Source organism: Pseudomonas sp. PS01303, from assembly GCF_029959385.1.
In the GTDB taxonomy this organism is placed as follows: Bacteria; Pseudomonadota; Gammaproteobacteria; order Pseudomonadales; family Pseudomonadaceae; genus Aquipseudomonas; species Aquipseudomonas rustica.
Genome location: NZ_JASCPK010000026.1, coordinates 16,789 through 43,518 on the forward strand (window position 1 = coordinate 16,789; position 26,730 = coordinate 43,518).

Below are 26,730 nucleotides of genomic sequence, written 5' to 3' on the forward strand. Positions count from 1 at the left end.
TCATGTGCAAACCAGCCACGGCGGTGCAGATCGGGAGTCGCTGACAATAAAAACTACTCAGACCTGCTATCGGGGCATGCGAATGCAACTCAACGACAAAGTAATCATTATCACTGGCGGTTGCCAGGGTTTGGGCCGCTCCATGGCCGAGTATTTCGCTGGCAAGGGCGCGAAGCTTGCGCTCGTCGACCTCAATCAGGAAAAACTCGACGACGCGGTCGCGGCGTGTATAGCCAAGGGCGTCGAGGCGCGCAGCTATCTGTGCAACGTCGCCAATGAAGAACAGGTCGAGCACATGGTCGCTCAGGTGGCCGCCGATTTCGGCGCGATCCACGGCCTGATCAACAACGCCGGGATCCTCCGTGATGGCCTGCTGTTGAAGGTCAAGGACGGCGAGATGACCAAGATGAGCCTGGCACAGTGGCAGGCCGTGATCGACGTCAACCTGACCGGCGTGTTCCTTTGCACCCGTGAAGTGGCGGCGAAAATGGTCGAGCTGAAGAACAGCGGCGCGATCATCAACATCTCGTCGATCTCGCGGGCGGGCAACGTTGGCCAGACCAACTATTCGGCGGCCAAGGCTGGCGTGGCAGCGGCGACGGTGACGTGGGCTAAGGAATTGGCGCGTTACGGGATTCGTGTGGCGGGGATTGCGCCGGGCTTCATCGAAACCGAGATGACCCTGGGCATGAAGCCGGAAGCGCTGGAGAAGATGACCTCGGGGATTCCGCTCAAACGCATGGGCAAGCCGGAAGAGATCGCGCATTCGGCGGCGTATATCTTCGAGAACGACTACTACACCGGGCGGATTCTGGAGATGGATGGCGGCTTGCGTATCTGAAGCAAGATCAAAAGATCGCAGCCTGCGGCAGCTCCTACATGGGATTTCTGTAGGAGCTGCCGCAGGCTGCGATCTTTTTCGATCAATCGTCGCTGATGGTGATGTTCGGCATCGCCGGCGATGCCGCTTCCTGCAACACAATCCGCGCGCCAACGTGGCGGGCCAGTTCTTGGTAGACCATGGCAATCTGGCTGTCCGGCTCGGCGATCACTGTTGGCTTGCCGCCATCGGCCTGTTCGCGGATCAGCATCGACAACGGCAGCGAAGCCAGTAGCTCAACGCCGTACTGCGTCGCCAGTTTCTCACCGCCGCCCTCACCGAACAGATGCTCGGCATGCCCGCAGTTCGAGCAGATGTGCACGGCCATGTTTTCCACCACGCCCAGCACCGGAATGTTGACCTTGCGGAACATTTCCACGCCTTTGCGCGCGTCAAGCAGGGCCAGATCCTGCGGCGTAGTGACGATTACCGCCCCGGCCACCGGAACCTTCTGCGCCAGGGTCAGCTGGATATCGCCGGTGCCTGGCGGCATGTCGATGACCAGATAATCCAGATCGCCCCACGCGGTTTGCGTGACCAGTTGCAGCAACGCGCCGGAAACCATCGGGCCGCGCCAGACCATCGGCGTGTTGTCGTCGGTGAGGAACGCCATCGACATGACTTCGACACCGTGGGCCTTGAGCGGCACGAACCACTTCTGATCCTTGACCTCCGGGCGGGTGCGCTCGGGGATGCCGAACATGATGCCTTGGCTCGGGCCGTAGATATCGGCGTCGAGAATGCCGACCTTGGCGCCTTCACGGGCCAGTGCCAGCGCGAGGTTGGCGGCGGTGGTCGACTTGCCCACACCGCCCTTGCCGGAGGCCACGGCGACCACGTTCTTGACGTTGGCCAGGCCCGGGATCTGCGCCTGCGCCTTGTGCGCGGCGATCACCGTGTTGACTTCAACCCTGGCAATCACCACGCCGTCGAGGTTTTCGATGGCCAGTTGCAGCAATTGCGCCCAGCCGCTCTTGAACAGACCGGCGGCGTAACCGATTTCCAGCTGCACATTGACGCGATCACCGACGATCTCGATGTTTTTCACGCATCCGGCGCTGACCGGATCCTGGTTCAGGTAAGGGTCGGTGTATTGGCTGAGGACGGCTTCCACCGCTGCGCGAGTGACGGCGCTCATGGGCAACTCCGATAACAAGACTGGGAAAAGATGGTGGGTATCGTACCGCGCTGATTCATTTGAGTTCAGGAGATTTATAGCCAAACACATCAGTTGAGCTGGAAAACCGTTGTGGTGAGGGGATTTATCCCCGACCGGCTGCGCAGCAGTCGTGAAATCATTGAACACGGTATGCCTGATTTACCGAGTAGTCTGGTTTTGGGGTGGCTTCGCCACCCATCGGGGATAAATCCCCTCGCCACAAATGCACTCAAAGTACCCAGCGGCGCAGGGGTGAAAAATATGCGCCAGCGCTTTATAGTGGCCGACCTCCGTTTCATCAAGTAGCGAAGCCCCACATGTCCGAACCACGCAAGATCCTCGTCACCAGCGCCCTGCCCTACGCCAACGGTTCGATTCACCTTGGCCATATGCTGGAATACATCCAGACCGATATGTGGGTGCGCTTCCAGAAGCATCGCGGCAATCAATGCATCTACGTTTGCGCCGACGACGCCCACGGTTCGGCGATCATGCTGCGCGCGGAAAAGGAAGGCATCACCCCGGAACAACTGATCGCCAACGTGCAGGCTGAACACAGCGCCGACTTTGCCGAGTTCCTGGTTGATTTCGACAACTTCCACTCAACTCACGCTGAAGAAAACCGTGAGCTGTCGAGCCAGATCTACATCAAGCTGCGTGACGCCGGGCACATCGCCCAGCGCTCGATCACCCAGTATTTCGACCCGGAAAAGAAAATGTTCCTGGCCGACCGCTTCATCAAGGGCACTTGCCCGAAATGCGGCACCGAAGACCAGTACGGTGACAACTGCGAAAAATGCGGTGCGACCTACGCCCCGACTGATCTGAAGGATCCGAAGTCGGCGATCTCTGGCGCCACCCCGGTGCTCAAGGATTCCCAGCACTTCTTCTTCAAACTGCCGGACTTCCAGGAAATGCTGCAAGCCTGGACCCGCAGCGGCACCTTGCAAGACGCCGTCGCCAACAAAATCGCCGAATGGCTGGACGCTGGCCTGCAACAGTGGGACATCTCCCGCGATGCGCCGTATTTCGGTTTCGAGATTCCGGGCGAGCCGGGCAAGTACTTCTACGTGTGGCTGGATGCACCGATCGGCTACATGGCCAGCTTCAAGAATCTTTGCGACCGCACGCCGGAGCTGGATTTCGACGCGTTCTGGGCCAAGGATTCCAGCGCCGAGCTGTACCACTTCATCGGCAAGGACATCGTCAACTTCCACGCGCTGTTCTGGCCAGCGATGCTTGAAGGCGCGGGCTACCGCAAGCCGACCGGCATCAACGTGCACGGCTACCTGACCGTCAACGGCCAGAAAATGTCCAAGTCGCGCGGCACGTTCATCAAGGCCCGCACGTATCTGGATCACCTGTCGCCGGAATACCTGCGCTACTACTACGCGGCCAAGCTGGGCCGTGGCGTTGACGACCTCGACCTGAACCTCGAAGACTTCGTGCAGAAGGTCAACTCCGACCTGGTCGGCAAAGTCGTCAACATCGCCAGCCGTTGCGCCGGTTTCATTCAAAAAGGCAACGCCGGCCTGCTGGTCGACAACAATGCTGCGCCAGAGCTGACCGAGGCTTTCCTCGCCGCCGCGCCAAGCATTGCCGATGCCTATGAAGCCCGCGACTTCGCCCGCGCCATGCGTGAAATCATGGGTCTCGCCGACCGCGCCAACGCCTGGATTGCCGACAAGGCGCCGTGGTCGTTGAACAAGCAGGAAGGCAAACACGATGAAGTCCAGGCGATCTGTGCCACCGGCATCAACCTGTTCCGCCAACTGGTGATCTTCCTCAAACCGGTGCTGCCGCTGCTGGCCGCCGATGCCGAGGCGTTCCTCAACGTCGCCCCGCTGACCTGGAACGACCACGCGACCCTGCTGGCCAATCATCAACTGAACGAGTTCAAGCCGTTGATGACCCGCATCGACCCGGTAAAAATCCAAGCCATGACCGACGCCTCGAAAGAAGACCTGACCGCCAGCCAGACCGACACCGGTGCCGCCGCCCCTGCGGGCAATGGCGAACTGGCCAAGGATCCGCTGTCGGCGGAAATCGACTTCGACGCTTTCGCCGCGATCGACCTGCGCGTTGCGCTGATCGTCAAAGCCGAACACGTGGAAGGTGCCGACAAGCTGCTGCGCCTGACCCTGGATATCGGTGACGAGCAACGCAACGTGTTCTCGGGGATCAAGAGCGCTTACCCGGATCCGTCCAAGCTCGACGGCCGTCTGACCATGATGATCGCCAACCTCAAGCCGCGGAAAATGAAGTTCGGTATCTCCGAAGGCATGGTCATGGCAGCCGGCCCTGGCGGTGAAGAAATCTACTTGCTGAGCCCTGACAGCGGCGCCAAGCCGGGTCAACGCATCAAGTAACACTCGGCGGTGAATCGATCCCACAGGCGTGCCCGGCATGCCTGTGGGATTTTTCATATCTGGCCGGATAATGCCTAACCTTAAGAGACAGCCGCCCGTTTCGCTGGCAGAACCATGACTGAACTTGTGCTTACGCTCATCAGTGCTGCGCTGCTCAACAACTTCGTGTTGCACTGGCCGCTGGGCGTCGATCCGCTGTTGGCGGGAAGTCGCCGGCAGGTGCATGCGCTGGGGCTGGCGACGTTGTGTCTGATGTTGATCGTCGGCGTCATCGGTTACGCGATCTGGCATTGGCTGCTGGTGCCGCTGCAACTTGAGGCGCTGCGCCTGTTCGTGTTTCTGCCGGTGAGCGTGCTGCTGATCGCACCGCTGTTGAAACTGTTGGCGCGCTGGCGGCCGAATTTGCCTTTCGAAGGGTTATGGCCGCTGTTGTTGGGCAATGCCGGTGCGCTTGGACTGGCGCTGATCAATGCGCAAAACGATCAAGGCCTGCTGCACGCGACAGCGCTGAGCCTCGGCGCCGGGCTGGGTTTCTGGCTGGTGCTGAGCCTGTTCTGCGATTTGCGTGAGCGCACCGCCGACAACGACATTCCCCTGCCCTTTCGCGGCTTGCCGATCGACTTGATCGGCGCCGGATTGATCGCAGTGATTTTTCTCGGATTCAGTGGACTGATCAAAACATGAGTCTGATTCAACGCATCGATGCCCTCCTGCCGCAGACCCAATGCGGCAAGTGTGGCCATCCCGGATGCAAACCCTACGCGCAAGGCATCGTTGACGGCGAGCCGATCAACAAATGCCCGCCCGGTGGCGACGAAACCATCGCAGCGTTGGCCGAGCTGTTGAAAGTGCCGGTGCTGGAACTGGATATCAGTCGCGGTTCGGCGCCGCCGCAAGTCGCCTATATCCGCGAAGCCGAATGCATCGGCTGCACCAAATGCATTCAGGCCTGCCCGATCGATGCCATCGTTGGCGCGGCGAAATTGATGCACACGGTGATCATCGATGAGTGCACCGGTTGCGACCTGTGTGTGGCGCCGTGCCCGGTGGATTGCATCGAAATGCATCCTCTGCCTTTGAGCACGTTGCCGGTGGTGGGCGGCTTGGCCTTCAGTCTTGAAGAACAACGCGCGCGCGCCGCCAAACGCGATCACGCGCGCCTGCGATTCGAGCGACGCAATGACCGATTGCTGCGCGAAGAACAGCAAAAGCAGGCTGAACGTGAAGCCCGCGCCAAACGTGCTGCTCAGCCTGAGGCGACCGCGTCGGATCCAGTGCAGGCTGCGCTGGAGCGCGTGCGCGCACAGAAAACCGCGACCGCCGATGCCGCACTGAAAAAAGCCAAGATCGATGTGGCGATGAGCCGTGCGCAACTGCACAAATCGCTGAAAGCCTTCGGCCATCCACCGACCTTTGAGCAACAGTCGCAATTGATCGTGCTCCAGCAACAATTTGAAGCGGCGGAACAGGCCTTGGCGCAACTGGAAAGCAACGCCCCGGCAGTTGCAGCACCGGCCCCCGCGAAAGATGCCGACCTGAAACGCGCGAAAATCCAGTTGGCGATGCGCCGCGCCGAGCTGAAAAAAGCGCAAACCGCCGAAGCATCACCGGAGCAGATCGCCACACTGGAACACGCACTGCGCGACGCCGAACAAGCGTTGCACAACGCCGAAGCCACAAGCGATCAACCAGTGCCTGACTTGGTGCGCGTCGAAAAACGCCCGATCGACAGCCAGCTTCGCCAACTAAAAACCGAATTGGCCTACGCCCGCGCCGACCTCAACAAACTCGAACGCCGCGCCGACACGCCCGACGACATCCTCGACAAGGCCCGCGCCCGCCTGCAAAGCGCCGAGCGCCAGGTGCAAGACCATGTCGCCCCTTGAGGCACCGGACGAGCGCCTGCAACAAGCGATGAAGCTTGTGCTGCTGGCCCTGTTGCCGGGGCTGCTGGCGTTGTTCTGGTTGTACGGTTGGGGCGTGTTGATCAACCTGATTCTGGCTGTTACCACCGCTTTGATTGTCGAGGCGATTGTCACTCGCCTGCGCCGTCAACCCTTACAGCCGACGCTAAGTGATGGCAGCGCGATCGTCAGTGCCACATTGCTCGCTGCCGCCCTGCCGCCCTATTGCCCGTGGTGGCTGACGGTGACGGCGGTGGCTGCGGGTTTGCTGTTCGGCAAGCATTTGTACGGCGGTGTCGGCAAAAATCCGTTCAATCCGGCGATGCTCGGTTTTGCTTTGGCGATGGTGATGTTTGCGCAGCCGATGACTCATTGGCCCGCCCATGGCCTGGATCTGACGACAAGCTTTCAACAGGTTTTCAACATCGGTCAGGCGCCGGATGCGTGGGTACAGGCCACCGCACTGGACAGTCTGCACATCAACAAAAGCCTGACCATGGATGAGCTGTTCGCAAGTGATTCGGCCTTCGGGCGTTTCGGCGGTCGCGGCGTGGAATGGGTGAATCTGGCGTTTCTCGCCGGCGGGCTGTTTTTGCTGCAGCGACGAGTGATCGCCTGGCACGCGCCGGTCGGCATGCTCGCCAGCCTTTTTGTGATCAGCATGCTGTGCTGGAACGGATCGGGATCGGATTCCCATGGATCGCCGCTGTTTCACCTGCTCAGCGGCGCGACCATGCTCGGTGCGTTCTTCATCATCACCGAACCTGTCTCGGGTGCCAGAACGGCGCTTGCCAGATTGCTGTTTGGCGTCGGCGTCGGCCTGCTGACCTATCTGATTCGCACGTGGGGCGGTTACCCGGATGGCGTCGCGTTTGCCGTGCTGTTGATGAACCTTTGCGTGCCGGCGCTGGAACGGTTTGCCGCTAGCCGTCAGCCACAGGTGAGCCCATGAACCGCACGGCCAGCGCACTGACGCTATTGTTGTTGGCGGTGATCGGCATAGGCACGACGTATCTGCTGCAACGCAACAGTGCACCGCAGATCGCTGCCGAACACCGTTTGGCCGACAGCCGCAAACTGCTCGACATGCTGCCCGCCGACAGCTACGACAACCAACCGCTGGAACAGCCGCTTCCGCTGACCGATAAGGGGCTGAGCCACAGCACGCTTACAGCGGGTTACCGTGCAACCAGAAATGGCCAGACCGTTGCAGTGTTACTGCGCAATCAGACCGAAGGTTACGCCGCTGCCATCGAATTGCTGATCGCCATCGATACCAACGGCAAATTGCTCGGCGTGAAAACCCTCAAGCAAAACGAAACCCCGGCACTCGGCGGGCCCATTGGCGATTGGCCGAACCACTGGCTTCAGGTATTCACTGGCAAATCACGCGGCGAACCGAATGACGCTGGCTGGGCATTGAAAAAAGATCAGGGGCAATTCGACCAAATGGCCGGGGCGACCATTACTTCCCGCGCAGCCATCAACGCGATCCACGATGCATTGCGCTACTTTGACGAGCATCGAAGCGCATTGCTGGGAAGCGGTACATGAACCTGTCCAACTCACTGATGCTGGTGCTATTGCTGGGCACCACCGTTTCTTTGGCCGGTGCGTTGGGCACGATGTTGATGTTCGTCGTTGTGGTCGGCATTTATGCTTTGGCCATGTCACCGCTGCGTTCGCGCCTGACAGATGGAAGTGCCTTGCTGGCCAGTGCGTTGCTTGCTGCAACGTTGGCCAGTTGTGCCGATCTGTTGGCGCAACGCTGGCTCCTGGCGTGGCATCAGTCGTTCGGCCTCTATGGCGGATTGATCGCCTTGCAGTGCGTGGTGCTTGAACACAACGGCTTCTTCCGCCAACCGCTGGCGCAGCGCTTCAAGCTTTGCGCATTGTTTGGCGGTTTGATGCTGGTGCTCGCCGCGCTGCGTGAACTTATCGGGCAGGGAAGCCTTGGCCGTGGGTTGTCCGCGCATGGCTCAGGTCTTGTTTTATTCGGCGAAGGGCTGCATCTGGCAACGCTGGTGCCTGGCGCCTTTATTGTATTGGGGCTGCTGCTCGCGGCCCGTCAGGCGTGGACGCGCCCGAACTCTATTTCCAAGGAAACGCATCGCCCATGAATGCTGCAAAACGTCTTGAGATCTTTCGCCGACTGCATGAAGACAATCCCGAGCCGAAGACTGAACTGGCCTACTCCTCGCCCTTCGAACTGCTGATAGCGGTGATTCTTTCGGCGCAGTCGACCGACGTCGGCGTCAACAAGGCCACGGCGAAACTGTTCCCGATTGCCAATACGCCCGCCGCCATTCATGCCTTGGGCGTCGAAGGCCTCTCCGAATACATCAAGACCATCGGCCTCTACAACAGCAAAGCGAAAAACGTCATCGAGACCTGCCGCATGCTGGTCGAACTTCATGGCGGTGAAGTCCCGCAGACCCGCGAAGAGCTCGAAGCCCTGCCCGGCGTTGGCCGTAAAACCGCCAACGTGGTGCTCAACACCGCGTTTCGCCAATTGACCATGGCCGTCGACACGCACATTTTCCGCGTCAGCAACCGCACCGGCATCGCCCCCGGCAAAAATGTGGTTGAGGTGGAAAAGAAGCTGATGAAATTTGTACCCAAGGAATTCCTGCTCGATTCCCATCACTGGCTGATTCTTCACGGACGCTATGTGTGTCTGGCCCGCAAGCCGCGCTGTGGCAGCTGTCGAATCGAAGATCTGTGCGAATACAAAGCGAAAACGTCCGACGATTGACTGGCTATTGGGTTTATCGATTCGCCGATTGAAAAAATCTTTTTTACCCGCCGCAGGATTGTCGATATAAGGAGCGCCAAAGGCCCCTCTTAGCCTGGAGTTAACCTATGAGTACCAGCAAAGAGCAACTGGAAGAAGCTGACGAAGATTTTGTAGCCGTGGACGCTGATGATGCCGAACCGGTCGTCGAGGTCGCCAAGACCAATCTGAGTAAACGCCGCACCATCGATAACCTGCTTGAGGAGCGCCGACTGCAAAAGCAATTGGCCGAATACGATTTTGATGACTGACACTTGAAAGCCTCCCGAAACGGAGGCTTTTTACTTTCTACTGGTCGCTGAATTCGATCGCCCATGATTACGTCAGCGTTGGTCATGCTCAGACCAGTCCGTTGCGTTGCGCCAGCTCGATGAGGTCAACCAGTGAGCGAGCATTGAGTTTCAGCAATAAACGGGTCTTGTACGTACTGACCGTTTTATTGCTCAAAAACATGCCGTCGGCGATCTCCTTGTTGGTTTTGCCCCGCGCCAACTGTTGCAACACCATCATCTCTCGTCCGGAAAGGCGATCGACCATATCGGCTTCACTGGCATTGCCCAGACTGGTACGCACGGTATGCAGCGCTTGATTCGGAAAATAACTGTAACCGGAGAGTACGGCTTTGATGGCGCTGAGCAACTCCGTCAGATCCTGTTGTTTACACACATAACCCGCCGCGCCCGACTGCATGCAACGCATGGAGAAGTGTCCGGGGGCCTGTGAAGTCAGCACCAGAACTTTCATCGGCATGGCCACCGAACTGAGTCGTGCAATAACTTCCAGTCCGTCCAGTTTTGGAATTCCAATGTCCAGAATCACGATATCCGGCATTTGTTCGCGCGCCAGTTGCAATGCATCGACACCATTATCGGTTTCAGCAATCACTTCGTAGCCATGACGCTCCATCAGCATACGTACCGCAAGACGAATGACGGGGTGATCATCCACGATCAGCACTTTATTCATGGGCAGGTCCAATTTCGCTGTTCGATTTTTAGAGCCCGCACAATAGCCTAGTCAATTCACTCGTGGCACAGCGCAGTTCTCTTGCACTTGCAGCGCAAGACATTCCCTACAATCAATGAGGATTATTCCTACAAGAAATACACTTGCCGCTATCGAATGGGCTGTACGTGCATTCCTCGCTTCATCCAGGTGCGTTTTAACCCGCTGATTTTTTTTGCGCAAAACCCCCATGCAGACCCGTTGCCCGCCCGAAAAATACGCCGCCGTCCAAGCCATTGGGCATGAGGATACAGTTCTGAAAAGCTGCTTGCCCTCGCACCGCAGAGAATATCGGCAACTAACTTCGCTTTGCAAAAAATCTGAAACAAGACACTTCTACCCACACAGCAATTTTTAATATAAACATTAAAGCCACAAAACTTTAACCACACACTTAATCAAATCAGCGATCTCAAAATCAATAGAGCCAACGCCATGCGGAACTTTAAAAAGAAAATCACCAACCCAATGACGGTTATCGCGATCTTCGCGTTTATTTCGGAAACTTCCGCAGCGGTGTCACTACCCTTCCTGGATAACGATGAACGTGAAATTTACATATGGTTTTTAATCAGCTTTCCGTTTTATTTGTTGTTTTTGTTTTTTATTACCTTGAACTTCAACTACCGATCGCTCTATGCGCCGTCTGACTTCGACAAGGACGATAATTTTCTGAAAGCCTTTGAAGAGTTCAAATCCAGCGACCATCAACACGATCCTCTTTCGAAAACGTACGAGCGTACGGGCAACGTACCCGATCCACCCACTCCCAGCGACTGGGCGACGCCGCCGTGGATCGAACATCACGTGCAGTTGCCCAAACCCATGAACGCGCTGCGGGTTATTGATGTACGACCGATGAACTGCAAGGCGCAATTCGATCAGTTGCAGGCAAGTCTGACAGTCACCAGCAGGTCATCGGTAAGGTTCATGGTGTTTCTGACTGATCCAGTGTCAGACGCATTACTCAAGCAAATCGCGCTCGGCCCCGGCAAACAGACGAAAAAAGGCACAGCGAGCACGCTCTACATCGCCTACAACGTCAGCCAGCAGATCACGACAATTTTGAGAGGACATTAAAAGGCGGGCGAATATCGTGAAGAACACAGATAACGCAAAAATCAGGAAGGATTTGGACAGTGGCAGCCTTGTCGCGATGACAAGGCTGCCCTTTCATTCCAGGCCCGAGGGGCTTAGAACAGTTTGCGGCCCTTGTTGGCAGCAATACGCATGCGCAGCGCGTTGAGCTTGATGAAGCCCGCCGCGTCGGCCTGGTTGTAAGCACCGCCATCTTCTTCGAAGGTTGCGATGTTGGCATCGAACAGCGAATCGTCGGACTTGCGGCCAGTGACGATCACGTTGCCTTTGTACAACTTCAGACGCACAACACCGTTCACGTTGACCTGCGACGCGTCGATCATCTGTTGCAGCATCAGACGCTCAGGGCTCCACCAGTAACCGGTGTAGATCAGGCTGGCGTACTTCGGCATCAACTCGTCTTTGAGGTGAGCGACTTCGCGATCCAGAGTGATCGATTCGATGGCGCGGTGAGCGCGCAGCATGATGGTGCCGCCCGGGGTTTCGTAGCAGCCACGGGATTTCATGCCGACGTAACGGTTTTCAACGATGTCGAGACGACCGATGCCGTGCTCGCCGCCGATCTTGTTCAGCGTTGCCAGAACAGTGGCCGGGGTCATTTCGACGCCGTCCAGCGCAACGATGTCGCCGTTACGGTAAGTCAGCTCCAGGTACTGTGGTTTGTCGGGAGCGTTCTCCGGGGAGACGGTCCATTTCCACATGTCTTCTTCGTGCTCGGTCCAAGTGTCTTCCAGCACGCCGCCTTCATAGGAGATGTGCAGCAGGTTGGCATCCATCGAGTACGGGGATTTCTTCTTGCCGTGACGCTCGATCGGGATCGCGTGCTTCTCGGCGTAGTCCATCAGCTTCTCGCGGGACAGCAGATCCCACTCACGCCAAGGGGCAATCACTTTTACGCCCGGCTTGAGTGCGTAGGCACCCAGCTCGAAACGCACCTGGTCGTTGCCCTTGCCGGTGGCGCCATGGGAAATGGCGTCAGCGCCGGTTTCGTTGGCAATTTCGATCAGACGTTTGGCGATCAGCGGACGTGCGATGGAGGTACCCAGCAGGTACTCACCTTCGTAAACGGTGTTGGCGCGGAACATCGGGAACACGAAATCACGCACGAATTCTTCGCGCAGATCGTCGATGTAGATTTCTTTGACGCCCATGGCCTGAGCCTTGGCGCGGGCCGGCTCGACCTCTTCGCCTTGACCGAGATCAGCGGTGAAAGTCACCACTTCACAGTTATAAGTATCCTGCAGCCACTTGAGGATCACCGAAGTGTCCAGGCCGCCGGAATACGCCAGAACGACCTTGTTTACGTCCGCCATGCCATCACTCCACGGGGTTCTACGGAAAGCCGAGGAGTCTACCGCCCAAACGCGATAATTTACAGAGGCGCGACAGCTTAAGACGACAAAGCGACAGAATCTGTCGAGAGCGCGACGATGACCGGCGGGTCAGGAAGTTGCTGCAGTGCTCGCGGGTGTACTCGCTTGCGGCGCCGGAGCCGCGACTGGCGTAACCCGCGCAAGGTGCACATTGACCCGGCGGTTCTTCGCCCGGTTCGCCGCACTGGTGTTGGGCACGACCGGATACTGCTCACCGTGGAAACGCACAGTGATTTGCGACTCTTGAATGCCATTGGCCTTGAAGTAGTCGACCACCGCCAGCGCCCGGCGGCGCGACAGTTCACGGTTGGTCAGACGGTTGCCGCTGTTGTCCGAGTGGCCGTCGAGCTCAATGTGATTCACCGTCGGGTCAGCCTTCATATATTCCAACATGACCGCGAGTTTGGCTTTGGCGGCGGCGTCGAGATCGGTGCCTTCGCCGGGAAAACCGATTTGCGACTGTTTAACCTGATCGAAATTCTGCGGCAACAATTTCGCCACGCAGGTTTGGTAGTCGTTAAACGCTTTGCTGAATTTGACTGGCAACAGGCGCACTTCCGAGACCCGACCATCACCCGACGCGCGACGCACGACCGGACTGCGACCGTCCAGCAGACCGCTGATCAAACCGCCAGCCTGAGACTGCGAACTGTTGAACAAGACATTGCCGCTGCCGATTCTGACGCTGCCCAGATTAATGTCAGCGCGTCCCGGCTGCCATGGCGCCGCGGCTGCGAGCAACGTCGCCGAACCGCCGCCCAGCATGGCGTTGTAGGCGTTCAGACGGAATATCGCCTGCTCGCCGGCCTTGCGCACGAACTCACCCGAGCCAAAATCTGTAATCGGCTGTGTCAGGCGGCATTCGAACTTGTCGCCGGCGACCGTCCACTCAATGTTCTCCAGACGTGTCTGGTACGTGAGCGCCATCGCGGGGAGGCTGGCAAACACACTGAGCAAGGCTAAATAACGCTGGCGCACGGGAGGCTCCATTGGCTTCTGAAACACAAAGACCGATTCACACGATGTTTACGGCATACCTACGGGATATCGGAAGGTTCCCGCAAAACTTGATAGCGAGTGCCTGCAAGAGTCTTTTCCGGTAGCATTCGCCTCAGTTTGACCCGCCTGGAATCCCCTCATGTCCGACCGCCTGACCCTGCTGCGTCCCGACGACTGGCACATTCATCTTCGCGATGGTGCCGTGTTGACCAATACCGTTGCCGATGTTGCGCGCACTTTTGGCCGCGCGATCATCATGCCCAACCTGGTACCTCCGGTGCGCAACGCCGCTGAAGCCGACGGCTATCGCCAGCGGATTCTCGCTGCCCGCCCGGCCGGCAGTCGCTTTGAGCCGCTGATGGTGCTGTACCTCACCGACCGCACCCAGCCCGAAGAAATTCGTGAAGCCAAGGCCAGTGGTTTTGTCTACGCCGCCAAGCTGTACCCGGCCGGCGCAACCACCAACTCCGACTCCGGCGTGACCAGCATCGACAAGATTCTGCCGGCGATCGAAGCCATGGCCGAAGTCGGCATGCCGCTGCTGATCCACGGAGAAGTCACCCGTGGCGACGTCGATGTGTTCGATCGCGAAAAGATCTTCATCGATGAGCACATGCGCCGCGTGGTCGAGCGTTTCCCGACACTGAAAGTAGTGTTTGAACACATCACCACCGCTGACGCCGTGCAGTTCGTCAACGAGGCTTCGGCCAACGTTGGCGCGACCATCACCGCGCACCACCTGCTCTACAACCGCAACCACATGCTGGTGGGCGGGATTCGGCCGCACTTCTATTGCTTGCCGATTCTCAAGCGCAATACGCATCAGGAAGCCCTGCTCGATGCCGCCACCAGCGGCAGCGCGAAGTTCTTCCTCGGCACCGATTCGGCACCGCACGCCCAGCACGCCAAAGAAGCCGCTTGCGGCTGCGCCGGCTGCTACACCGCGTACGCCGCCATCGAAATGTACGCCGAAGCCTTCGAACAGCGTAACGCGCTGGACAAACTCGAAGCTTTCGCCAGCCTCAACGGCCCGCGCTTCTACGGCCTGCCGGCGAACACTGATCGCATCACCCTGGTTCGTGAAGAATGGACCGCCCCGACCAGCCTGCCCTTCGGCGAGCTGACCGTTATCCCGCTGCGCGCCGGTGAAAAACTGCGCTGGCGCCTGCTGGAGGAACACGCGTGAGTGAAGACCATTTCGACGACGAACTGGACGGTCAAAGTGGCGGCGGCGGTTCCCGTCACCCGATGGCAGCACGCTTTCGCGGCTACCTGCCGGTTGTCGTCGACGTAGAAACCGGTGGCTTCAACTCGGCCACCGACGCGTTGCTGGAGATTGCTGCGACCACCATCGCCATGGATGAAAAGGGTTTCGTATACCCCGACCACACCTACTTCTTCCGCGTTGAGCCGTTCGAAGGCGCCAACATTGAAGCAGCAGCGCTGGAGTTCACCGGGATCAAGCTCGATCACCCACTGCGCATGGCCGTCAGCGAAGAAACCGCGCTGACGGACATCTTCCGTGGCATCCGCAAAGCGCTGAAGGCCAACGGCTGCAAGCGCGCGATTCTGGTTGGCCACAACAGCAGCTTCGACCTCGGCTTCCTCAACGCCGCCGTCGCGCGTCTGGACATGAAGCGCAACCCGTTCCACCCGTTCTCCAGCTTCGACACCGCGACACTGGCCGGTCTGGCCTACGGTCAAACCGTACTGGCGAAAGCCTGTCAGGCAGCGGACATCGATTTCGACGGCCGTGAAGCGCACTCCGCGCGTTACGACACCGAGAAAACCGCAGAGCTGTTCTGCGGTATCGTCAACCGCTGGAAACAGATGGGCGGCTGGGAAGATTTCGACGACTGATCCTCGTTGAGTAAATCCCTCGCATAAAAAAAACCGGCCGCTTGGGCCGGTTTTTTTGTTAATGCTTATAGAGCTTAAATTCTCGATCAATCCACACTACGTAAAACACCCGATAGTTCTTGTAACCCACCATCGCTACACGCTCGAAAGCCCGAAACACCAACAACCTGACATCACCTGTTAAAAAAGCAGGTATCCCCACTTTCAGGCTGTTTCTCTCAATTGTTTCACATCCATACCGATGCCTATGCTCCTTGCGCAATTCTCTCCAAGGCATCTTTCCCAAGATCCTGAGACGCTCAAGCATTTTCGACCGTTCGACGGCCTCACAATCCTGAATGCACCAGCCATTCTGCAAATACTCAAATGAGAAAACCGGAGGTCGGGCTTCCGATGAGTCCATTTCGATTGTGGACGTCCGTGCCGTTACTATCACCGCCGCATCGCGTTCCCTGCGTTTGAACTTGGCCATTTTTCAGTTCACCAAATGCTCCCGGAAATACTCCTGCATCTCGCAGGCGGGAATTTCTCGGCTGAACTCCCCTTCCTTGAAGTTTCTACGCCATGGAGCCTCTTCATGCGTCAACTGACGCAGTTTCCACGCCGAGAATTGGCCATAAACGTCGAACACTTCGTTGAGCAGAGTTTGTTGTTTGGTACTGAAAACATCGGGATTGAAATCACTTGGAGGAGGAATGGCACTCGATCCAAATTGGCTGAATCTTCGATACAGATCCGGAACCACTGGCCCGTGCATCCACGCTTCCAGCTTTTCAGGGAAGAGAGCCTCGCCATGGACTGCCAGACTGAATCCTTGCGCGTAATAAACCATTTTTTGAATCTTGAGATTGGAGATCTCGCCCTCATGCCCTTCCAAGCAGAGGAAATAATCCGCAACGTCCAAGCTACTCGGCATTTGAATCCCCTTCTGCATCATGCAATCCATTGCACCGTCCTTACTGAACTGAAGCGCGATTCAGGCCAAGGCAATCGCCCTCTTCACCCGTTATCGCTCGACCATCACCCTACCCAACCACTGTTCAGTCATCCAGTATTTTTTCCCAGGCATTTGAAACAAATAATGCCGAGAGATTGCTGCTCACAATTCTGCGCAAAAAAAACCGGCCACTTGGGCCGGTTTTTTGTACCTCGACGTTGCGCCTTACAGGGCAGCAGCGTTCTCGGTCAGGTATGCCGCAACGCCTTCTGGCGAAGCGTTCATGCCTTTGTCGCCTTTTTTCCAGTTGGCAGGGCAAACTTCGCCGTGCTCTTCGTGGAATTGCAGAGCGTCGACCAGACGGATCAGCTCTTCCATGTTACGGCCCAGCGGCAGGTCGTTGATGATCTGCGAGCGGACAACGCCTTTGTCGTCGATCAGGAACGCGCCACGGAACGCTACGCCGCCTTCGGATTCAACGTCGTAAGCCTTGGCGATGTCGTGCTTCATGTCGGCAGCCATGGTGTATTTCACCTGGCCAATGCCGCCATTGTTCACTGGAGTGTTGCGCCATGCGTTGTGAGTGAAGTGCGAGTCGATCGACACAGCGATCACTTCAACGTTGCGGGCCTTGAAGTCAGCCATGCGGTTGTCCAGAGCGATCAGCTCGGACGGGCAGACGAAGGTGAAGTCCAGTGGGTAGAAGAACACCAGGCCGTATTTGCCTTTGATGGCCGAGGACAGGGTGAAGCTGTCAACGATCTCGCCATTGCCGAGTACGGCCGGGACGGTGAAGTCAGGGGCTTGTTTGCCTACGAGTACGCTCATTGATATCTCCTGGTGTAGAAACTTGAAGTTCAGGGTTTGCGCCAGCCTGCCATCCTCAGACGACAGCCCTGTGACACGAACCCCCTTCGCAAGGGCCGACCATCATACACTGCGAATTTGGCCTGTCCTTAACGGTTTTTTAAAGCAGGCGCAGAACCGTGCTGCATTTACAGGGCCAGGCAAATAGCCAGCAAATACCGTTCGTCAGTCGTAGCTGTTAATCCGCTGAAGCGGTCGGAAAGCACTTTGACAATCATTCTCGTTAACATTAAGATCCATCGCAATTGAGTCACAACCAGCGACGGTTCTCACTTATGTATGTTTGTCTCTGCACTGGCGTCACCGACGGACAGATCCGCGAAGCGATCTATGAAGGTTGCTGCAGCTATAAAGAAGTTCGCCAGGCCACCGGCGTCGCCAGCCAATGCGGCAAATGTGCCTGCCTTGCCAAGGAAGTCGTTCGCGAAACCCTGACCAAGCTGCAAACCGCCCAGGCCGCGATCCCCTATCCGGTAGAATTTACTGCTGCGTAATAACACCCCATTTCAAAGAACCGGACTTATGTCCGGTTTTTTTATGCCTGTAAATCAATTGCTTAGGCTCCAGACGCGGAACACAAACATTCTTATTCCGATTAATTTTCATATATTATTCAATAACTTAGGTTTGACACTTATAAATACGAAGCTCAAACTCTGCCGTATATACAGCGAATACAGGGCAGGACTCCGATCATGAAAGGCGACATTACAGTCATCCAGCATCTCAACAAGATCCTTGCCAATGAGCTGGTCGCGATCAATCAGTACTTCCTGCATGCGCGCATGTATGAAGATTGGGGTCTGAACAAGCTCGGCAAGCACGAATACAAAGAATCCATCGACGAGATGAAGCACGCGGACAAGCTGATCAAGCGCATCCTGTTCCTCGAAGGCCTGCCGAACGTGCAGGACTTGGGCAAGCTGCACATCGGCGAGCACACCCAGGAAATGCTGGAGTGCGATCTGCGTATCGAGAAGACCGGCCACGCTGACTTGAAAGCTGCGATCGCACATTGCGAAACCGTCGGTGACTTCGGCAGCCGTGAACTGCTGGAAGACATTCTCGAATCCGAAGAAGAACACATCGACTGGCTGGAAACCCAACTGGGTCTTATCGGCAAAGTCGGTCTTGAGAACTATCTGCAATCGCAGATGGGCGAAGAGTAGGAGCTGCCGCAGGCTGCGATCTTTTTAGATTGCACCGGCAACTCGCAGTAACTTTTCGGACGCACTAAAAAGCCCCGCCCTCTTTCGAGGCGCGGGGCTTTTTATTGGCTTTTCTGTAGGAGCATGGCTCGCCAGCGAAGAAAGCGCCGCGGTGCTACAGACACACCGCGTTATCGTTTTTCGCGAGCAAGCTTTGCTCCTACTACAAAAGCATCAGGCTTCGGACTTGTTCGCCGCAGCCGCTTCAACAGCCGACTTGATGGTGGTTTGCAGCGAACCGTCTGCAGCCATCTCGGTCATGATGTCGCTACCGCCGACCAGCTCACCGCCAACCCACAGTTGTGGGAAAGTCGGCCAGTTGGCGTACTTAGGCAGGTTGGCGCGGATTTCCGGGTTCTGCAGGATGTCCACGTACGCAAACTTTTCGCCACATGCCATGACAGCCTGCGCAGCTTTCGCGGAGAAGCCACACTGTGGGGCATTCGGCGAGCCTTTCATGTAAAGCAGAATGGTGTTGTTGGCAATCTGCTCTTTAATCGTTTCGATGATATCCATGGAGCACCTCGGCTGAACTTTCCGACTCACGGGTCGGCACGGTGACGCATTGTAACGGAATCCCGAGCGCCATGCTCGGTCTCCCCGACGGTCACGTTCAAGCCGCCGCCACGGTGACCGGCACGCCGTTCAACGCGGCATTCCCGGACAATTCGTCGAGCTGACACTCATCGGTCAGGTCATTCGCGCTCGAACCTGGCTGACCACTGGCAATCGTCATCTGCACACCCGGACGCGCATGGCCCCAACCGTGCGGCAGGCTCACCACGCCTTTCATCATGTCCAGACTGCCGAGCACTTCCACTTCAATCTGCCCGACCCGCGAACTGACGCGCACCCACTGACCATCGTTGAGCCCACGACTGGCAAGATCGTCAGGGTGCATCAGCAACTGATGGCGCGGCTTGCCTTTCACCAGCCGGTGATAGTTGTGCATCCACGAATTGTTGCTGCGCACATGTCGGCGGCCAATCATCAACAGTTCGTCGGCGGCCGGAGCTTGCAACGCGGCAAACCGTGCGAGGTCAGCGAGGATCTCTGGCGGCGCGGCCTGCACGTGCTGGTTCGGCGTTTTCAGGCGCGTCGCCAGATTGGCTTTCAACGCGCCCAGATCAATGCCGTGAGGATGATCGAACAGTGTCGCCAACGAGAGTTTCTGCTCGGAGGCGTCACCGTACATGCCCATCCGCAAACCCATATCAATCATCTTCGCCGGCGGCATGGTCGGTTTCAGCTCCTTGCCGGTTTTCTCGGCGAATGCTTTGGCCAGACCGACAAAGATCTCCCAGTCATGCAGCGCGCCCTCAGGCTTAGCGAGGATAGCGCGGTTGAAGCGAGTGACGTTACGCACCGCGAACAAGTTGAACGTGGTGTCGTAGTGATCGTTCTCCAGTGCCGACGTCGACGGCAGGATCAGGTCGGCGTAACGCGTAGTTTCATTGATGTAGAGGTCGATGCTGACCATGAACTCCAGGCCATCCAGCGCCTGCTCCAGTTGTCGCCCGTTCGGCGTCGACAACACCGGGTTACCCGCCACGGTAATCAGCGCGCGGATCTGGCCTTCGCCTTCGGTGAGCATCTCTTCGGCCAGTGCCGAGACCGGCAGCTCGCCTCCGTATTCAGGACGCCCGGAAACACGGCTCTGCCACTTGTTGAAATGCCCGCCCGACGTCGACGCCACCAAGTCCACAGCGGGCTCGGTGCACAGCGCACCACCTACCCGGTCGAGGTTACCGGTAACCAGATTGATCAGTTGCACCACCCAGTGGCACAGCGTGCCGAAGGCTTGAGTAGAAACGCCCATCCGGCCATAGCAAACCGCACTCGGCGCCGCAGCAAAATCACGCGCCAGCTGGCGGATCTGCTCGGCGGGAACGGCGCACAGCGGGCTCATGGCCTCGGCGGTGAACGTCTCCACCGCAGCGCGCACGTCGCCCAATCCATCGACCGGCAAATGACTGTCGCGTGTCAGGCCTTCACTGAACAATGTGTTGAGCACACCAAACAACAATGCGGCATCGCCACCGGGGCGCACGAACAAATGCTGATCGGCCATCGCCGCCGTTTCGCTGCGCCGTGGATCAACGACCACGACTTTACCACCGCGTGCCTGGATCGCTTTTAAACGTTTTTCAACATCTGGCACGGTCATGATGCTGCCGTTAGAGGCCAGTGGATTGCCGCCGAGGATCAACATGAAATCGGTGTGATCGATGTCCGGAATCGGCAGCAGCAAGCCGTGGCCGTACATCAAATAGCTGCTCAGGTGATGCGGCAACTGATCGACCGAGGTCGCCGAGTAGCGATTGCGCGTCTTCAACAAACCAAGGAAATAGTTGCTGTGGGTCATCAGCCCGTAGTTGTGCACGCTCGGGTTGCCTTGATAGACCGCCACCGCGTTCTGGCCGTGACGCTCCTGAATCGCCGCCAGTTTCTCGGCCACCAGCGCAAACGCCTCGTCCCAGTCGATCGGCAACCATTCGCTGCCAACGCGGCGCATCGGCTGGCGCAGGCGATCCGGATCATTCTGGATGTCTTGCAGCGCGACAGCTTTGGGGCAGATATGGCCACGGCTGAAGGTGTCGAGCGCATCACCCTTGATCGAGGTGATCGCCACGTGGCCATCGGTTTCAGCGGTCTCGATGGTCAGGCCGCAAATGGCCTCGCACAGGTGGCAGGCACGGTGATGGAGAGTCTTGGTCATGGCCAGTCTCTGTCTTGTTCTGGGCGGGCAATGACGCCCGCGGGAACAAAACTATGGCCCCGTCGCGGGTCAGGCGCCAGCGACGTTCGTCTTGTGAATCGACGGCTATCAGGTGCGCCGATAGACCGCCTCACTCAACTGGAGGGCAGTTGCGGCGGCGCGGCCAGCTGGATTTCCTGAATGGTTTCGATCTGCTCGTGGGCGACGTGTACGCCGGTGAGCTCGCCGATCAATCGCCAATGCTCGTCGAGCCCTGCACTGATGGTCGCCATGCGGTCAATCATATGGCGGCCGGCGGATTTGACCACGTCGTCTTCGCTGCGCAGCAGCTCGAAGGACATTGAGGTCATTGACGCGGTGAGATGGGTCAGAGAGCGAGCCGTGTGGCCCAGCAATTCCATTAACAATTTTTCTTTCGATTCCATGCGGAGGCTTCCTGCGTCGCTCGAAACTTATTTATAACCCAGCACTTTGCTTTAGCAAATGTTTCAACCTGAGCATCCGACCAAGTGATGGCATGCCGCCACGGTCGTAAACCGACTCAAGCGACCCGATCCCCGCCACGGCGGATTGCCAAGCCCCGCGAGGCCAGTGTACAAAGGGACTCGCTGCTGTCCTGAACCCGGCTTCAAATGCGCGACTGCAACATCCTGTCCGCTCTCCGAATCCCGCAAAACCGTAGCCTATTGGAAAAACGCGACATTTAATGTCAATATCGCGCCTCCCCCTATTTCGTCGCCCCGTGCGGCTTACGCCGCAGGTCTCGCCCGTTGTTCCGTTAAACAAGGCTTTGAGCATCTGCGGTTTGTAGCAAAAAGGTAGTCAATGATGAGCGCAAGGCACTTTCTCTCCCTGATGGATTGCACGCCCGAAGAGCTGGTCAGCGTGATCCGTCGAGGCGTTGAGCTCAAGGACCTGCGTAACCGCGGTGTACTGTTCGAGCCTCTGAAAAACCGCGTGCTGGGCATGATCTTCGAAAAATCCTCGACCCGCACCCGGATCTCCTTCGAGGCCGGCATGATCCAGCTCGGCGGTCAGGCGATCTTCCTCTCGCCGCGCGACACCCAACTGGGCCGTGGCGAGCCGATCGGTGACTGCGCCATCGTCATGTCGAGCATGCTCGATGCGGTGATGATCCGTACCTTTGCCCACAGCACCCTGACCGAATTCGCCGCCAACTCGCGCGTGCCGGTGATCAACGGCCTGTCCGATGACCTGCACCCGTGCCAGTTGCTGGCCGACATGCAGACGTTCCTCGAACATCGCGGTTCGATCCAGGGCAAAACCGTGGCCTGGATCGGCGACGGCAACAACATGTGCAACAGCTATATAGAAGCGGCGATCCAGTTCGACTTCCAGTTGCGCGTCGCGTGCCCGGAAGGTTACGAGCCGAACCCGGAATTCGTCGCCAAGGCTGGCGATCGCGTGACCATCGTCCGTGATCCGCAAGACGCCGTGCGCGGCGCGCATCTGGTGAGCACCGACGTCTGGACTTCGATGGGTCAGGAAGAGGAAACTGCCAAGCGCCTCAAGCTGTTCGCGCCGTTTCAGGTCAACCGTGCGCTGCTCGACCTCGCTGCCGAGGACGTGTTGTTCATGCATTGCCTGCCGGCGCACCGTGGCGAAGAAATCAGTCTCGACCTGCTTGATGACCCGCGCTCCGTCGCCTGGGATCAGGCAGAAAACCGTCTCCACGCACAGAAGGCCCTGCTCGAGTTCCTCGTTGAACCGGCATATCACCACGCATGAGCCATGAACTACTGCTGAACCTGCGCAACCTCGCTTGCGGCTATCAAGATCAACGCGTGGTGCAGAACCTCAATCTGCACCTCAACGCCGGTGACATCGGCTGCCTGCTCGGCTCGTCCGGCTGCGGCAAGACCACCACCCTGCGCGCCATCGCCGGTTTTGAACCGGTGCACGAGGGCGAAATCACCCTTGGCGGCGAGACCATTTCCAGCGCCGGTTTCACCTTGGCGCCGGAGAAGCGCCGGATCGGCATGGTGTTCCAGGACTACGCGCTGTTTCCACACCTGAGCGTCGCCGACAACATCGCCTTTGGTATCCGCAAGCATCCGAACAAGGAGCGCGTCACCGAAGAGCTGCTGGAACTGGTCAACCTGAAAAATCTCGGCAAGCGTTTCCCGCACGAGCTATCCGGTGGTCAGCAACAACGTGTCGCCCTCGCCCGTGCGTTGGCGCCGGAGCCGCAATTGCTGCTGCTCGACGAGCCGTTCTCCAACCTCGATGGCGAGCTGCGCCGCAAGCTCAGCCACGAAGTGCGCGACATTCTCAAGGCCCGTGGCACCAGCGCGATTCTGGTCACCCACGATCAGGAAGAAGCCTTTGCCGTCAGCGATCACGTTGGCGTGTTTAAAGAAGGTCGGCTGGAACAGTGGGACACGCCGTACAACCTGTATCACGAACCGGCGACGCCGTTTGTGGCGAGTTTTATCGGTCAGGGTTACTTCATTCGCGGCCAGCTCGGCAGCCCGGAATCGGTGCAGACTGAATTGGGTGAGTTGCGCGGTAATCGGGCTTATACCTGGCCGATTGGCGGGGCGGTGGATGTGTTGCTGCGTCCGGATGACATTGTTTATGCGCCAGACAGTGGGTTGAAGGCACGGATTGTTGGCAAGACATTCCTTGGTGCTTCGACCTTGTATCGCCTGCAACTGCCGACGGGGGCGCAGCTGGAATCGATTTTCCCGAGCCATGCTGATCATCAGGTCGGTGCGGAAGTAGGGATTCGGGTTGCGGCTGAACACTTGGTGCTGTTCCAGGCCTCCGGCAGCACTGCTGCGCAGATCCCGGCAGTTGAGAACGGCGTCCGCCGCTACAACACCGCCCTTTAAAGATCAAAAGATCGCAGCCTTCGGCAGCTCCTACAGGGATCAATGTAGGAGCTGCCGAAGGCTGCGATCTTTTAGCTTTTAACCCAGGATCAGGGTGCCGCTCGCGACGAGCGTTGCATGCCCGCCAATCTTCACCCGCTCACCTTCCAGCCGACAAAACAACTCCCCGCCCCGCGCCGAGCGCTGGCACGCGGTCAGGCTCGATTTGCCCAGACGTTTTGACCAATACGGAATCAAGCTGCAGTGCGTCGACCCGGTCACCGGATCTTCATTGATGCCAATCGCCGGGGCGAAATAGCGCGAGACAAAATCATGCTGATTACCGCGCGCGGTGACGATTGCACCGAGCCACGGCAGTTTGGCCAGCGCGACCATGTCCGGCTTGCAATCGAGTACGGCCTGCTCCGACTCCAGCACCACAAACAGTTCGTTCGAGCCGAGCACGTCAACCGCTTCAACGCCCAGCGCCCGCTCGACATCCAGGGTCACGCCAATCTCTGACGGCACAATCGAGGGGAAATCCAGCCACAAACGCCCGTCTGCCCGCGTCACGCTCAACGGCCCGGACTTGCAAGTGAAGTCGATACGCTCGGCCGTTTCCTTATAGATATCGAACAACACATAAGCGCTGGCCAGCGTCGCATGGCCGCACAGCGGCACTTCAGTGGTCGGGGTGAACCAGCGGATATGCCAGGCCGAACCTTCACGCACCAGAAACGCGGTTTCCGCCAGGTTGTGTTCACCCGCGATCTTTTGCATCAAATCATCGGCGAGCCACGCATCCAGCCGATAAACCATCGCCGGGTTGCCACTGAACGGCCGCTCACTGAATGCGTCAACCTGATGAAACTCGAGCTGCATAACCTTCTCCCTAGTCAGTCGGCCTAGCATGCAGCGCATACCGGATCAGCGCCAGCGACAGAACCGGCCAATTTTCTTCATACAGAATCAGCCAACATTACGCACGACCGATGTCGGCGAATTTGGCCTGGGTGTGTTCAGCGAGCACGGCGGGTGCCAATTCGACTTCTAGCCCACGCCGGCCGGCGCTGACATAAATAGTCGCAAAAGCCTGAGCGGAATTATCGATGAAGGTGCGCAGACGCTTTTTCTGCCCCAACGGACTGATACCGCCCAGCAGATAACCGGTGGATCGCTGCGCCGCTGCCGGGTCAGCCATCTCGACTTTTTTCACCCCCGCCGCCTGCGCCAGACCTTTGAGGTCGAGGCTTCCGACGACCGGCACTACGGCCACCAGCAGCTCACCTTTTTCACTCGCCGCCAGCAAGGTTTTAAACACCTGCGCTGGCTCTAGCGCCAGTTTTTCCGCAGCCTCCAGCCCGTAGGACGCGGCCTTCGGGTCATGTTCGTAACTGTGCACGCGATGTTCGGCACGAACTTTTTTCAACAAGTCCAACGCAGGGGTCATGGCAGCTCCAGGCTCGGCAATGGCAGAAAATCCTGCGCCGGATTCTAGGACATCGAGCCGTAAAAGGCTCTATCCCGGCCCCGAATTACGCGGCTTTGCAGGTAATTCACAACGCTACGAAAGCGGTCACCCGGTGAGTCATTCATGCGACTGATAGTTCTATTGTGACTGACGGTTCACTTTCGACCTTTGACAGGTTTGTTTCTTGTCTATATTTTTTCGAATCTGAATAATGTAAGAATTATCATCATTGCAGCACTCAGCAGTAAACCGGGAAACGAATGGGGATTCCGACCCGGTGAAAATCGCGCCTTGCCCTGTCGGCAATCGCGCCAGACAACAACAAAAATTGAGGTTTTCAATGACAACTGCTTTACAGCAACCATCGCTTTCGAGCCAATGCATGGCCGAATTTCTGGGTACTGCACTTCTGATCTTTTTTGGCACTGGCTGTGTCGCCGCGCTCAAAGTCGCGGGCGCCAGCTTCGGCCTGTGGGAAATCAGCATCATCTGGGGCGTCGGCGTGAGCATGGCGATCTACCTCACGGCCGGGGTTTCCGGCGCGCATTTGAACCCGGCTGTCAGCATCGCGCTGGCAATCTTCGCCGACTTTGAAAAGCGCAAACTGCCCTTCTATATTCTCTCGCAGATCGCCGGCGCATTCTGCGGGGCGCTGTTGGTTTACACGCTGTACAGCAATCTATTCTTCGATTACGAACAAACTCACCAAATGGTTCGCGGGTCGGTCGCCAGCCTTGAGCTGGCCTCGGTGTTCTCGACGTTCCCGAATCCAGTGCTGTCCACCGCCCAGGCATTCCTGGTCGAGATGATCATCACCGCGATCCTGATGGGCGTGATCATGGCCCTGACCGACGACAACAATGGTCTGCCAAGAGGCCCGATGGCGCCGCTGCTGATCGGCTTGCTGATCGCGGTGATCGGCAGCTCGATGGGCCCGCTGACCGGTTTTGCGATGAACCCGGCGCGTGACTTCGGTCCGAAACTGATGACTTTCTTCGCTGGCTGGGGTGAAATTTCCTTCACTGGCGGCCGCGATATTCCGTACTTCCTGATTCCGATTTTTGCACCGATTGTCGGTGCCTGCCTCGGCGCTGCCGGGTATCGCGGGCTCATCGCCCGTCACCTGACCGGCGCCACACCTGCTACAAAGGATGCAGAACCGGCCATTGACGGCAAACCAAGAACTTCTTGAAACAGTCGGCGCAGGCTCCTGCCCATCCGAGCCTGCGCCACGGCCCAATCACCCTTATTTC

At 57.9% G+C, this 26,730-nt stretch carries 29 protein-coding genes; 17 read left to right on the plus strand and 12 right to left on the minus strand.

Features of this window, described 5'->3' with window-relative positions; translation table 11 throughout:
- The first annotated feature begins 82 nt into the window (after nucleotides 1-82).
- A complete protein-coding gene (locus tag QMX93_RS10590; RefSeq protein ID WP_282355492.1) occupies nucleotides 83-841 on the plus strand; it encodes an SDR family oxidoreductase in 759 nt (252 codons plus the stop codon).
- An 82-nt stretch (nucleotides 842-923) separates the two neighbouring features.
- Here the strand turns inward: QMX93_RS10590 and apbC are convergent, their stop codons facing one another.
- Nucleotides 924-2,018, minus strand: coding sequence for an iron-sulfur cluster carrier protein ApbC (apbC, locus tag QMX93_RS10595; protein ID WP_212546272.1), 1,095 nt, complete (start codon nucleotides 2,016-2,018; stop codon nucleotides 924-926).
- 338 nt (nucleotides 2,019-2,356) lie between these two features.
- Between apbC and metG the strand changes: the two genes are divergently transcribed.
- From metG to QMX93_RS10635, 8 genes are all read left to right on the plus strand, one after another.
- On the plus strand, nucleotides 2,357-4,408 hold the full coding sequence (gene metG, locus QMX93_RS10600; protein WP_282355495.1) for a methionine--tRNA ligase: 2,052 nt from the start codon (nucleotides 2,357-2,359) through the stop codon (nucleotides 4,406-4,408).
- A gap of 114 nt (nucleotides 4,409-4,522) precedes the next feature.
- Complete coding sequence (locus QMX93_RS10605; RefSeq protein WP_282355497.1) at nucleotides 4,523-5,092, plus strand: Rnf-Nqr domain containing protein; 570 nt, start codon at nucleotides 4,523-4,525, stop codon at nucleotides 5,090-5,092.
- Entirely contained in the window at nucleotides 5,089-6,294 is a 1,206-nt protein-coding gene (rsxB, locus tag QMX93_RS10610; RefSeq protein WP_282355499.1) for an electron transport complex subunit RsxB, read from the plus strand. Before QMX93_RS10605 ends, rsxB begins: the two co-directional genes overlap by 4 nt.
- Nucleotides 6,281-7,264 (plus strand): RnfABCDGE type electron transport complex subunit D, encoded by a 984-nt coding sequence (locus QMX93_RS10615; protein WP_282355500.1) that lies wholly within the window; start codon nucleotides 6,281-6,283, stop codon nucleotides 7,262-7,264. The genes rsxB and QMX93_RS10615 overlap by 14 nt, the downstream gene beginning before the upstream one ends.
- Nucleotides 7,261-7,866, plus strand: coding sequence for an RnfABCDGE type electron transport complex subunit G (locus tag QMX93_RS10620; RefSeq protein WP_282355502.1), 606 nt, complete (start codon nucleotides 7,261-7,263; stop codon nucleotides 7,864-7,866). Before QMX93_RS10615 ends, QMX93_RS10620 begins: the two co-directional genes overlap by 4 nt.
- Nucleotides 7,863-8,432 carry an Rnf-Nqr domain containing protein gene (locus QMX93_RS10625; RefSeq protein ID WP_159815392.1) on the plus strand — a complete coding sequence of 190 codons (570 nt, stop codon included), beginning with the start codon at nucleotides 7,863-7,865 and terminating at the stop codon, nucleotides 8,430-8,432. Before QMX93_RS10620 ends, QMX93_RS10625 begins: the two co-directional genes overlap by 4 nt.
- On the plus strand, nucleotides 8,429-9,067 hold the full coding sequence (gene nth, locus QMX93_RS10630; protein ID WP_159815393.1) for an endonuclease III: 639 nt from the start codon (nucleotides 8,429-8,431) through the stop codon (nucleotides 9,065-9,067). Before QMX93_RS10625 ends, nth begins: the two co-directional genes overlap by 4 nt.
- Nucleotides 9,068-9,174: 107 nt before the next feature.
- Nucleotides 9,175-9,357, plus strand: coding sequence for a hypothetical protein (locus QMX93_RS10635; protein ID WP_053123408.1), 183 nt, complete (start codon nucleotides 9,175-9,177; stop codon nucleotides 9,355-9,357).
- Between the two features lie 88 nt (nucleotides 9,358-9,445).
- Here the strand turns inward: QMX93_RS10635 and QMX93_RS10640 are convergent, their stop codons facing one another.
- Nucleotides 9,446-10,072, minus strand: a complete 627-nt coding sequence (locus QMX93_RS10640; protein WP_053123410.1) for a response regulator transcription factor — start codon at nucleotides 10,070-10,072, stop codon at nucleotides 9,446-9,448.
- Between the two features lie 474 nt (nucleotides 10,073-10,546).
- On the opposite strand from QMX93_RS10640, the gene QMX93_RS10645 reads away from it, so the two are divergent.
- A complete protein-coding gene (locus tag QMX93_RS10645; RefSeq protein ID WP_282355508.1) occupies nucleotides 10,547-11,191 on the plus strand; it encodes a hypothetical protein in 645 nt (214 codons plus the stop codon).
- 113 nt (nucleotides 11,192-11,304) lie between these two features.
- On the opposite strand, the gene QMX93_RS10650 is transcribed toward QMX93_RS10645, so the two are convergent.
- Nucleotides 11,305-12,522 carry an argininosuccinate synthase gene (locus QMX93_RS10650; protein WP_053123414.1) on the minus strand — a complete coding sequence of 406 codons (1,218 nt, stop codon included), beginning with the start codon at nucleotides 12,520-12,522 and terminating at the stop codon, nucleotides 11,305-11,307.
- Between the two features lie 129 nt (nucleotides 12,523-12,651).
- A complete protein-coding gene (locus QMX93_RS10655) occupies nucleotides 12,652-13,560 on the minus strand; it encodes an OmpA family protein (protein ID WP_282355510.1) in 909 nt (302 codons plus the stop codon).
- A gap of 160 nt (nucleotides 13,561-13,720) precedes the next feature.
- On the opposite strand from QMX93_RS10655, the gene pyrC reads away from it, so the two are divergent.
- Nucleotides 13,721-14,767 (plus strand): dihydroorotase, encoded by a 1,047-nt coding sequence (gene pyrC, locus QMX93_RS10660; protein ID WP_008079419.1) that lies wholly within the window; start codon nucleotides 13,721-13,723, stop codon nucleotides 14,765-14,767.
- Complete coding sequence (gene rnt, locus QMX93_RS10665; RefSeq protein WP_007916667.1) at nucleotides 14,764-15,441, plus strand: ribonuclease T; 678 nt, start codon at nucleotides 14,764-14,766, stop codon at nucleotides 15,439-15,441. The genes pyrC and rnt overlap by 4 nt, the downstream gene beginning before the upstream one ends.
- A gap of 58 nt (nucleotides 15,442-15,499) precedes the next feature.
- On the opposite strand, the gene QMX93_RS10670 is transcribed toward rnt, so the two are convergent.
- The 3 genes from QMX93_RS10670 to QMX93_RS10680 all read right to left on the minus strand — a co-directional run bounded on the left by QMX93_RS10670 (nucleotide 15,500) and on the right by QMX93_RS10680 (nucleotide 17,206).
- Entirely contained in the window at nucleotides 15,500-15,913 is a 414-nt protein-coding gene (locus QMX93_RS10670; protein ID WP_282355519.1) for a hypothetical protein, read from the minus strand.
- Between the two features lie 3 nt (nucleotides 15,914-15,916).
- Complete coding sequence (locus tag QMX93_RS10675) at nucleotides 15,917-16,387, minus strand: type II toxin-antitoxin system antitoxin SocA domain-containing protein (protein WP_007916669.1); 471 nt, start codon at nucleotides 16,385-16,387, stop codon at nucleotides 15,917-15,919.
- Between the two features lie 216 nt (nucleotides 16,388-16,603).
- Nucleotides 16,604-17,206, minus strand: a complete 603-nt coding sequence (locus tag QMX93_RS10680) for a peroxiredoxin (RefSeq protein ID WP_003227723.1) — start codon at nucleotides 17,204-17,206, stop codon at nucleotides 16,604-16,606.
- Nucleotides 17,207-17,520: 314 nt separating this feature from the next.
- Between QMX93_RS10680 and QMX93_RS10685 the strand changes: the two genes are divergently transcribed.
- On the plus strand, nucleotides 17,521-17,739 hold the full coding sequence (locus QMX93_RS10685; RefSeq protein WP_003227725.1) for a bacterioferritin-associated ferredoxin: 219 nt from the start codon (nucleotides 17,521-17,523) through the stop codon (nucleotides 17,737-17,739).
- Nucleotides 17,740-17,940: 201 nt separating this feature from the next.
- The gene (gene bfr, locus QMX93_RS10690; protein WP_042560739.1) at nucleotides 17,941-18,414 is read left to right on the plus strand and encodes a bacterioferritin; all 474 of its coding nucleotides are present in this window, start codon (nucleotides 17,941-17,943) and stop codon (nucleotides 18,412-18,414) included.
- 213 nt (nucleotides 18,415-18,627) lie between these two features.
- On the opposite strand, the gene grxD is transcribed toward bfr, so the two are convergent.
- The 3 genes from grxD to QMX93_RS10705 form a co-directional block, all read right to left on the minus strand.
- The gene (grxD, locus tag QMX93_RS10695) at nucleotides 18,628-18,969 is read right to left on the minus strand and encodes a Grx4 family monothiol glutaredoxin (RefSeq protein ID WP_007916674.1); all 342 of its coding nucleotides are present in this window, start codon (nucleotides 18,967-18,969) and stop codon (nucleotides 18,628-18,630) included.
- A gap of 97 nt (nucleotides 18,970-19,066) precedes the next feature.
- Complete coding sequence (locus QMX93_RS10700) at nucleotides 19,067-21,172, minus strand: molybdopterin oxidoreductase family protein (RefSeq protein ID WP_282355531.1); 2,106 nt, start codon at nucleotides 21,170-21,172, stop codon at nucleotides 19,067-19,069.
- A 134-nt stretch (nucleotides 21,173-21,306) separates the two neighbouring features.
- Complete coding sequence (locus QMX93_RS10705; protein ID WP_053123421.1) at nucleotides 21,307-21,597, minus strand: hypothetical protein; 291 nt, start codon at nucleotides 21,595-21,597, stop codon at nucleotides 21,307-21,309.
- A gap of 403 nt (nucleotides 21,598-22,000) precedes the next feature.
- On the opposite strand from QMX93_RS10705, the gene argF reads away from it, so the two are divergent.
- Nucleotides 22,001-22,921 (plus strand): ornithine carbamoyltransferase, encoded by a 921-nt coding sequence (gene argF / locus QMX93_RS10710; protein WP_045123046.1) that lies wholly within the window; start codon nucleotides 22,001-22,003, stop codon nucleotides 22,919-22,921.
- Nucleotides 22,918-24,027 (plus strand): ABC transporter ATP-binding protein, encoded by a 1,110-nt coding sequence (locus QMX93_RS10715; RefSeq protein WP_159815398.1) that lies wholly within the window; start codon nucleotides 22,918-22,920, stop codon nucleotides 24,025-24,027. The genes argF and QMX93_RS10715 overlap by 4 nt, the downstream gene beginning before the upstream one ends.
- A 78-nt stretch (nucleotides 24,028-24,105) precedes the next feature.
- On the opposite strand, the gene QMX93_RS10720 is transcribed toward QMX93_RS10715, so the two are convergent.
- Nucleotides 24,106-24,888 carry a PhzF family phenazine biosynthesis protein gene (locus QMX93_RS10720; RefSeq protein ID WP_282355541.1) on the minus strand — a complete coding sequence of 261 codons (783 nt, stop codon included), beginning with the start codon at nucleotides 24,886-24,888 and terminating at the stop codon, nucleotides 24,106-24,108.
- A gap of 97 nt (nucleotides 24,889-24,985) precedes the next feature.
- A complete protein-coding gene (gene ybaK / locus QMX93_RS10725; protein ID WP_053123427.1) occupies nucleotides 24,986-25,456 on the minus strand; it encodes a Cys-tRNA(Pro) deacylase in 471 nt (156 codons plus the stop codon).
- Between the two features lie 361 nt (nucleotides 25,457-25,817).
- Between ybaK and QMX93_RS10730 the strand changes: the two genes are divergently transcribed.
- Nucleotides 25,818-26,669, plus strand: a complete 852-nt coding sequence (locus QMX93_RS10730) for an MIP/aquaporin family protein (protein WP_282355545.1) — start codon at nucleotides 25,818-25,820, stop codon at nucleotides 26,667-26,669.
- The last annotated feature ends 61 nt before the right edge of the window (nucleotides 26,670-26,730 follow it).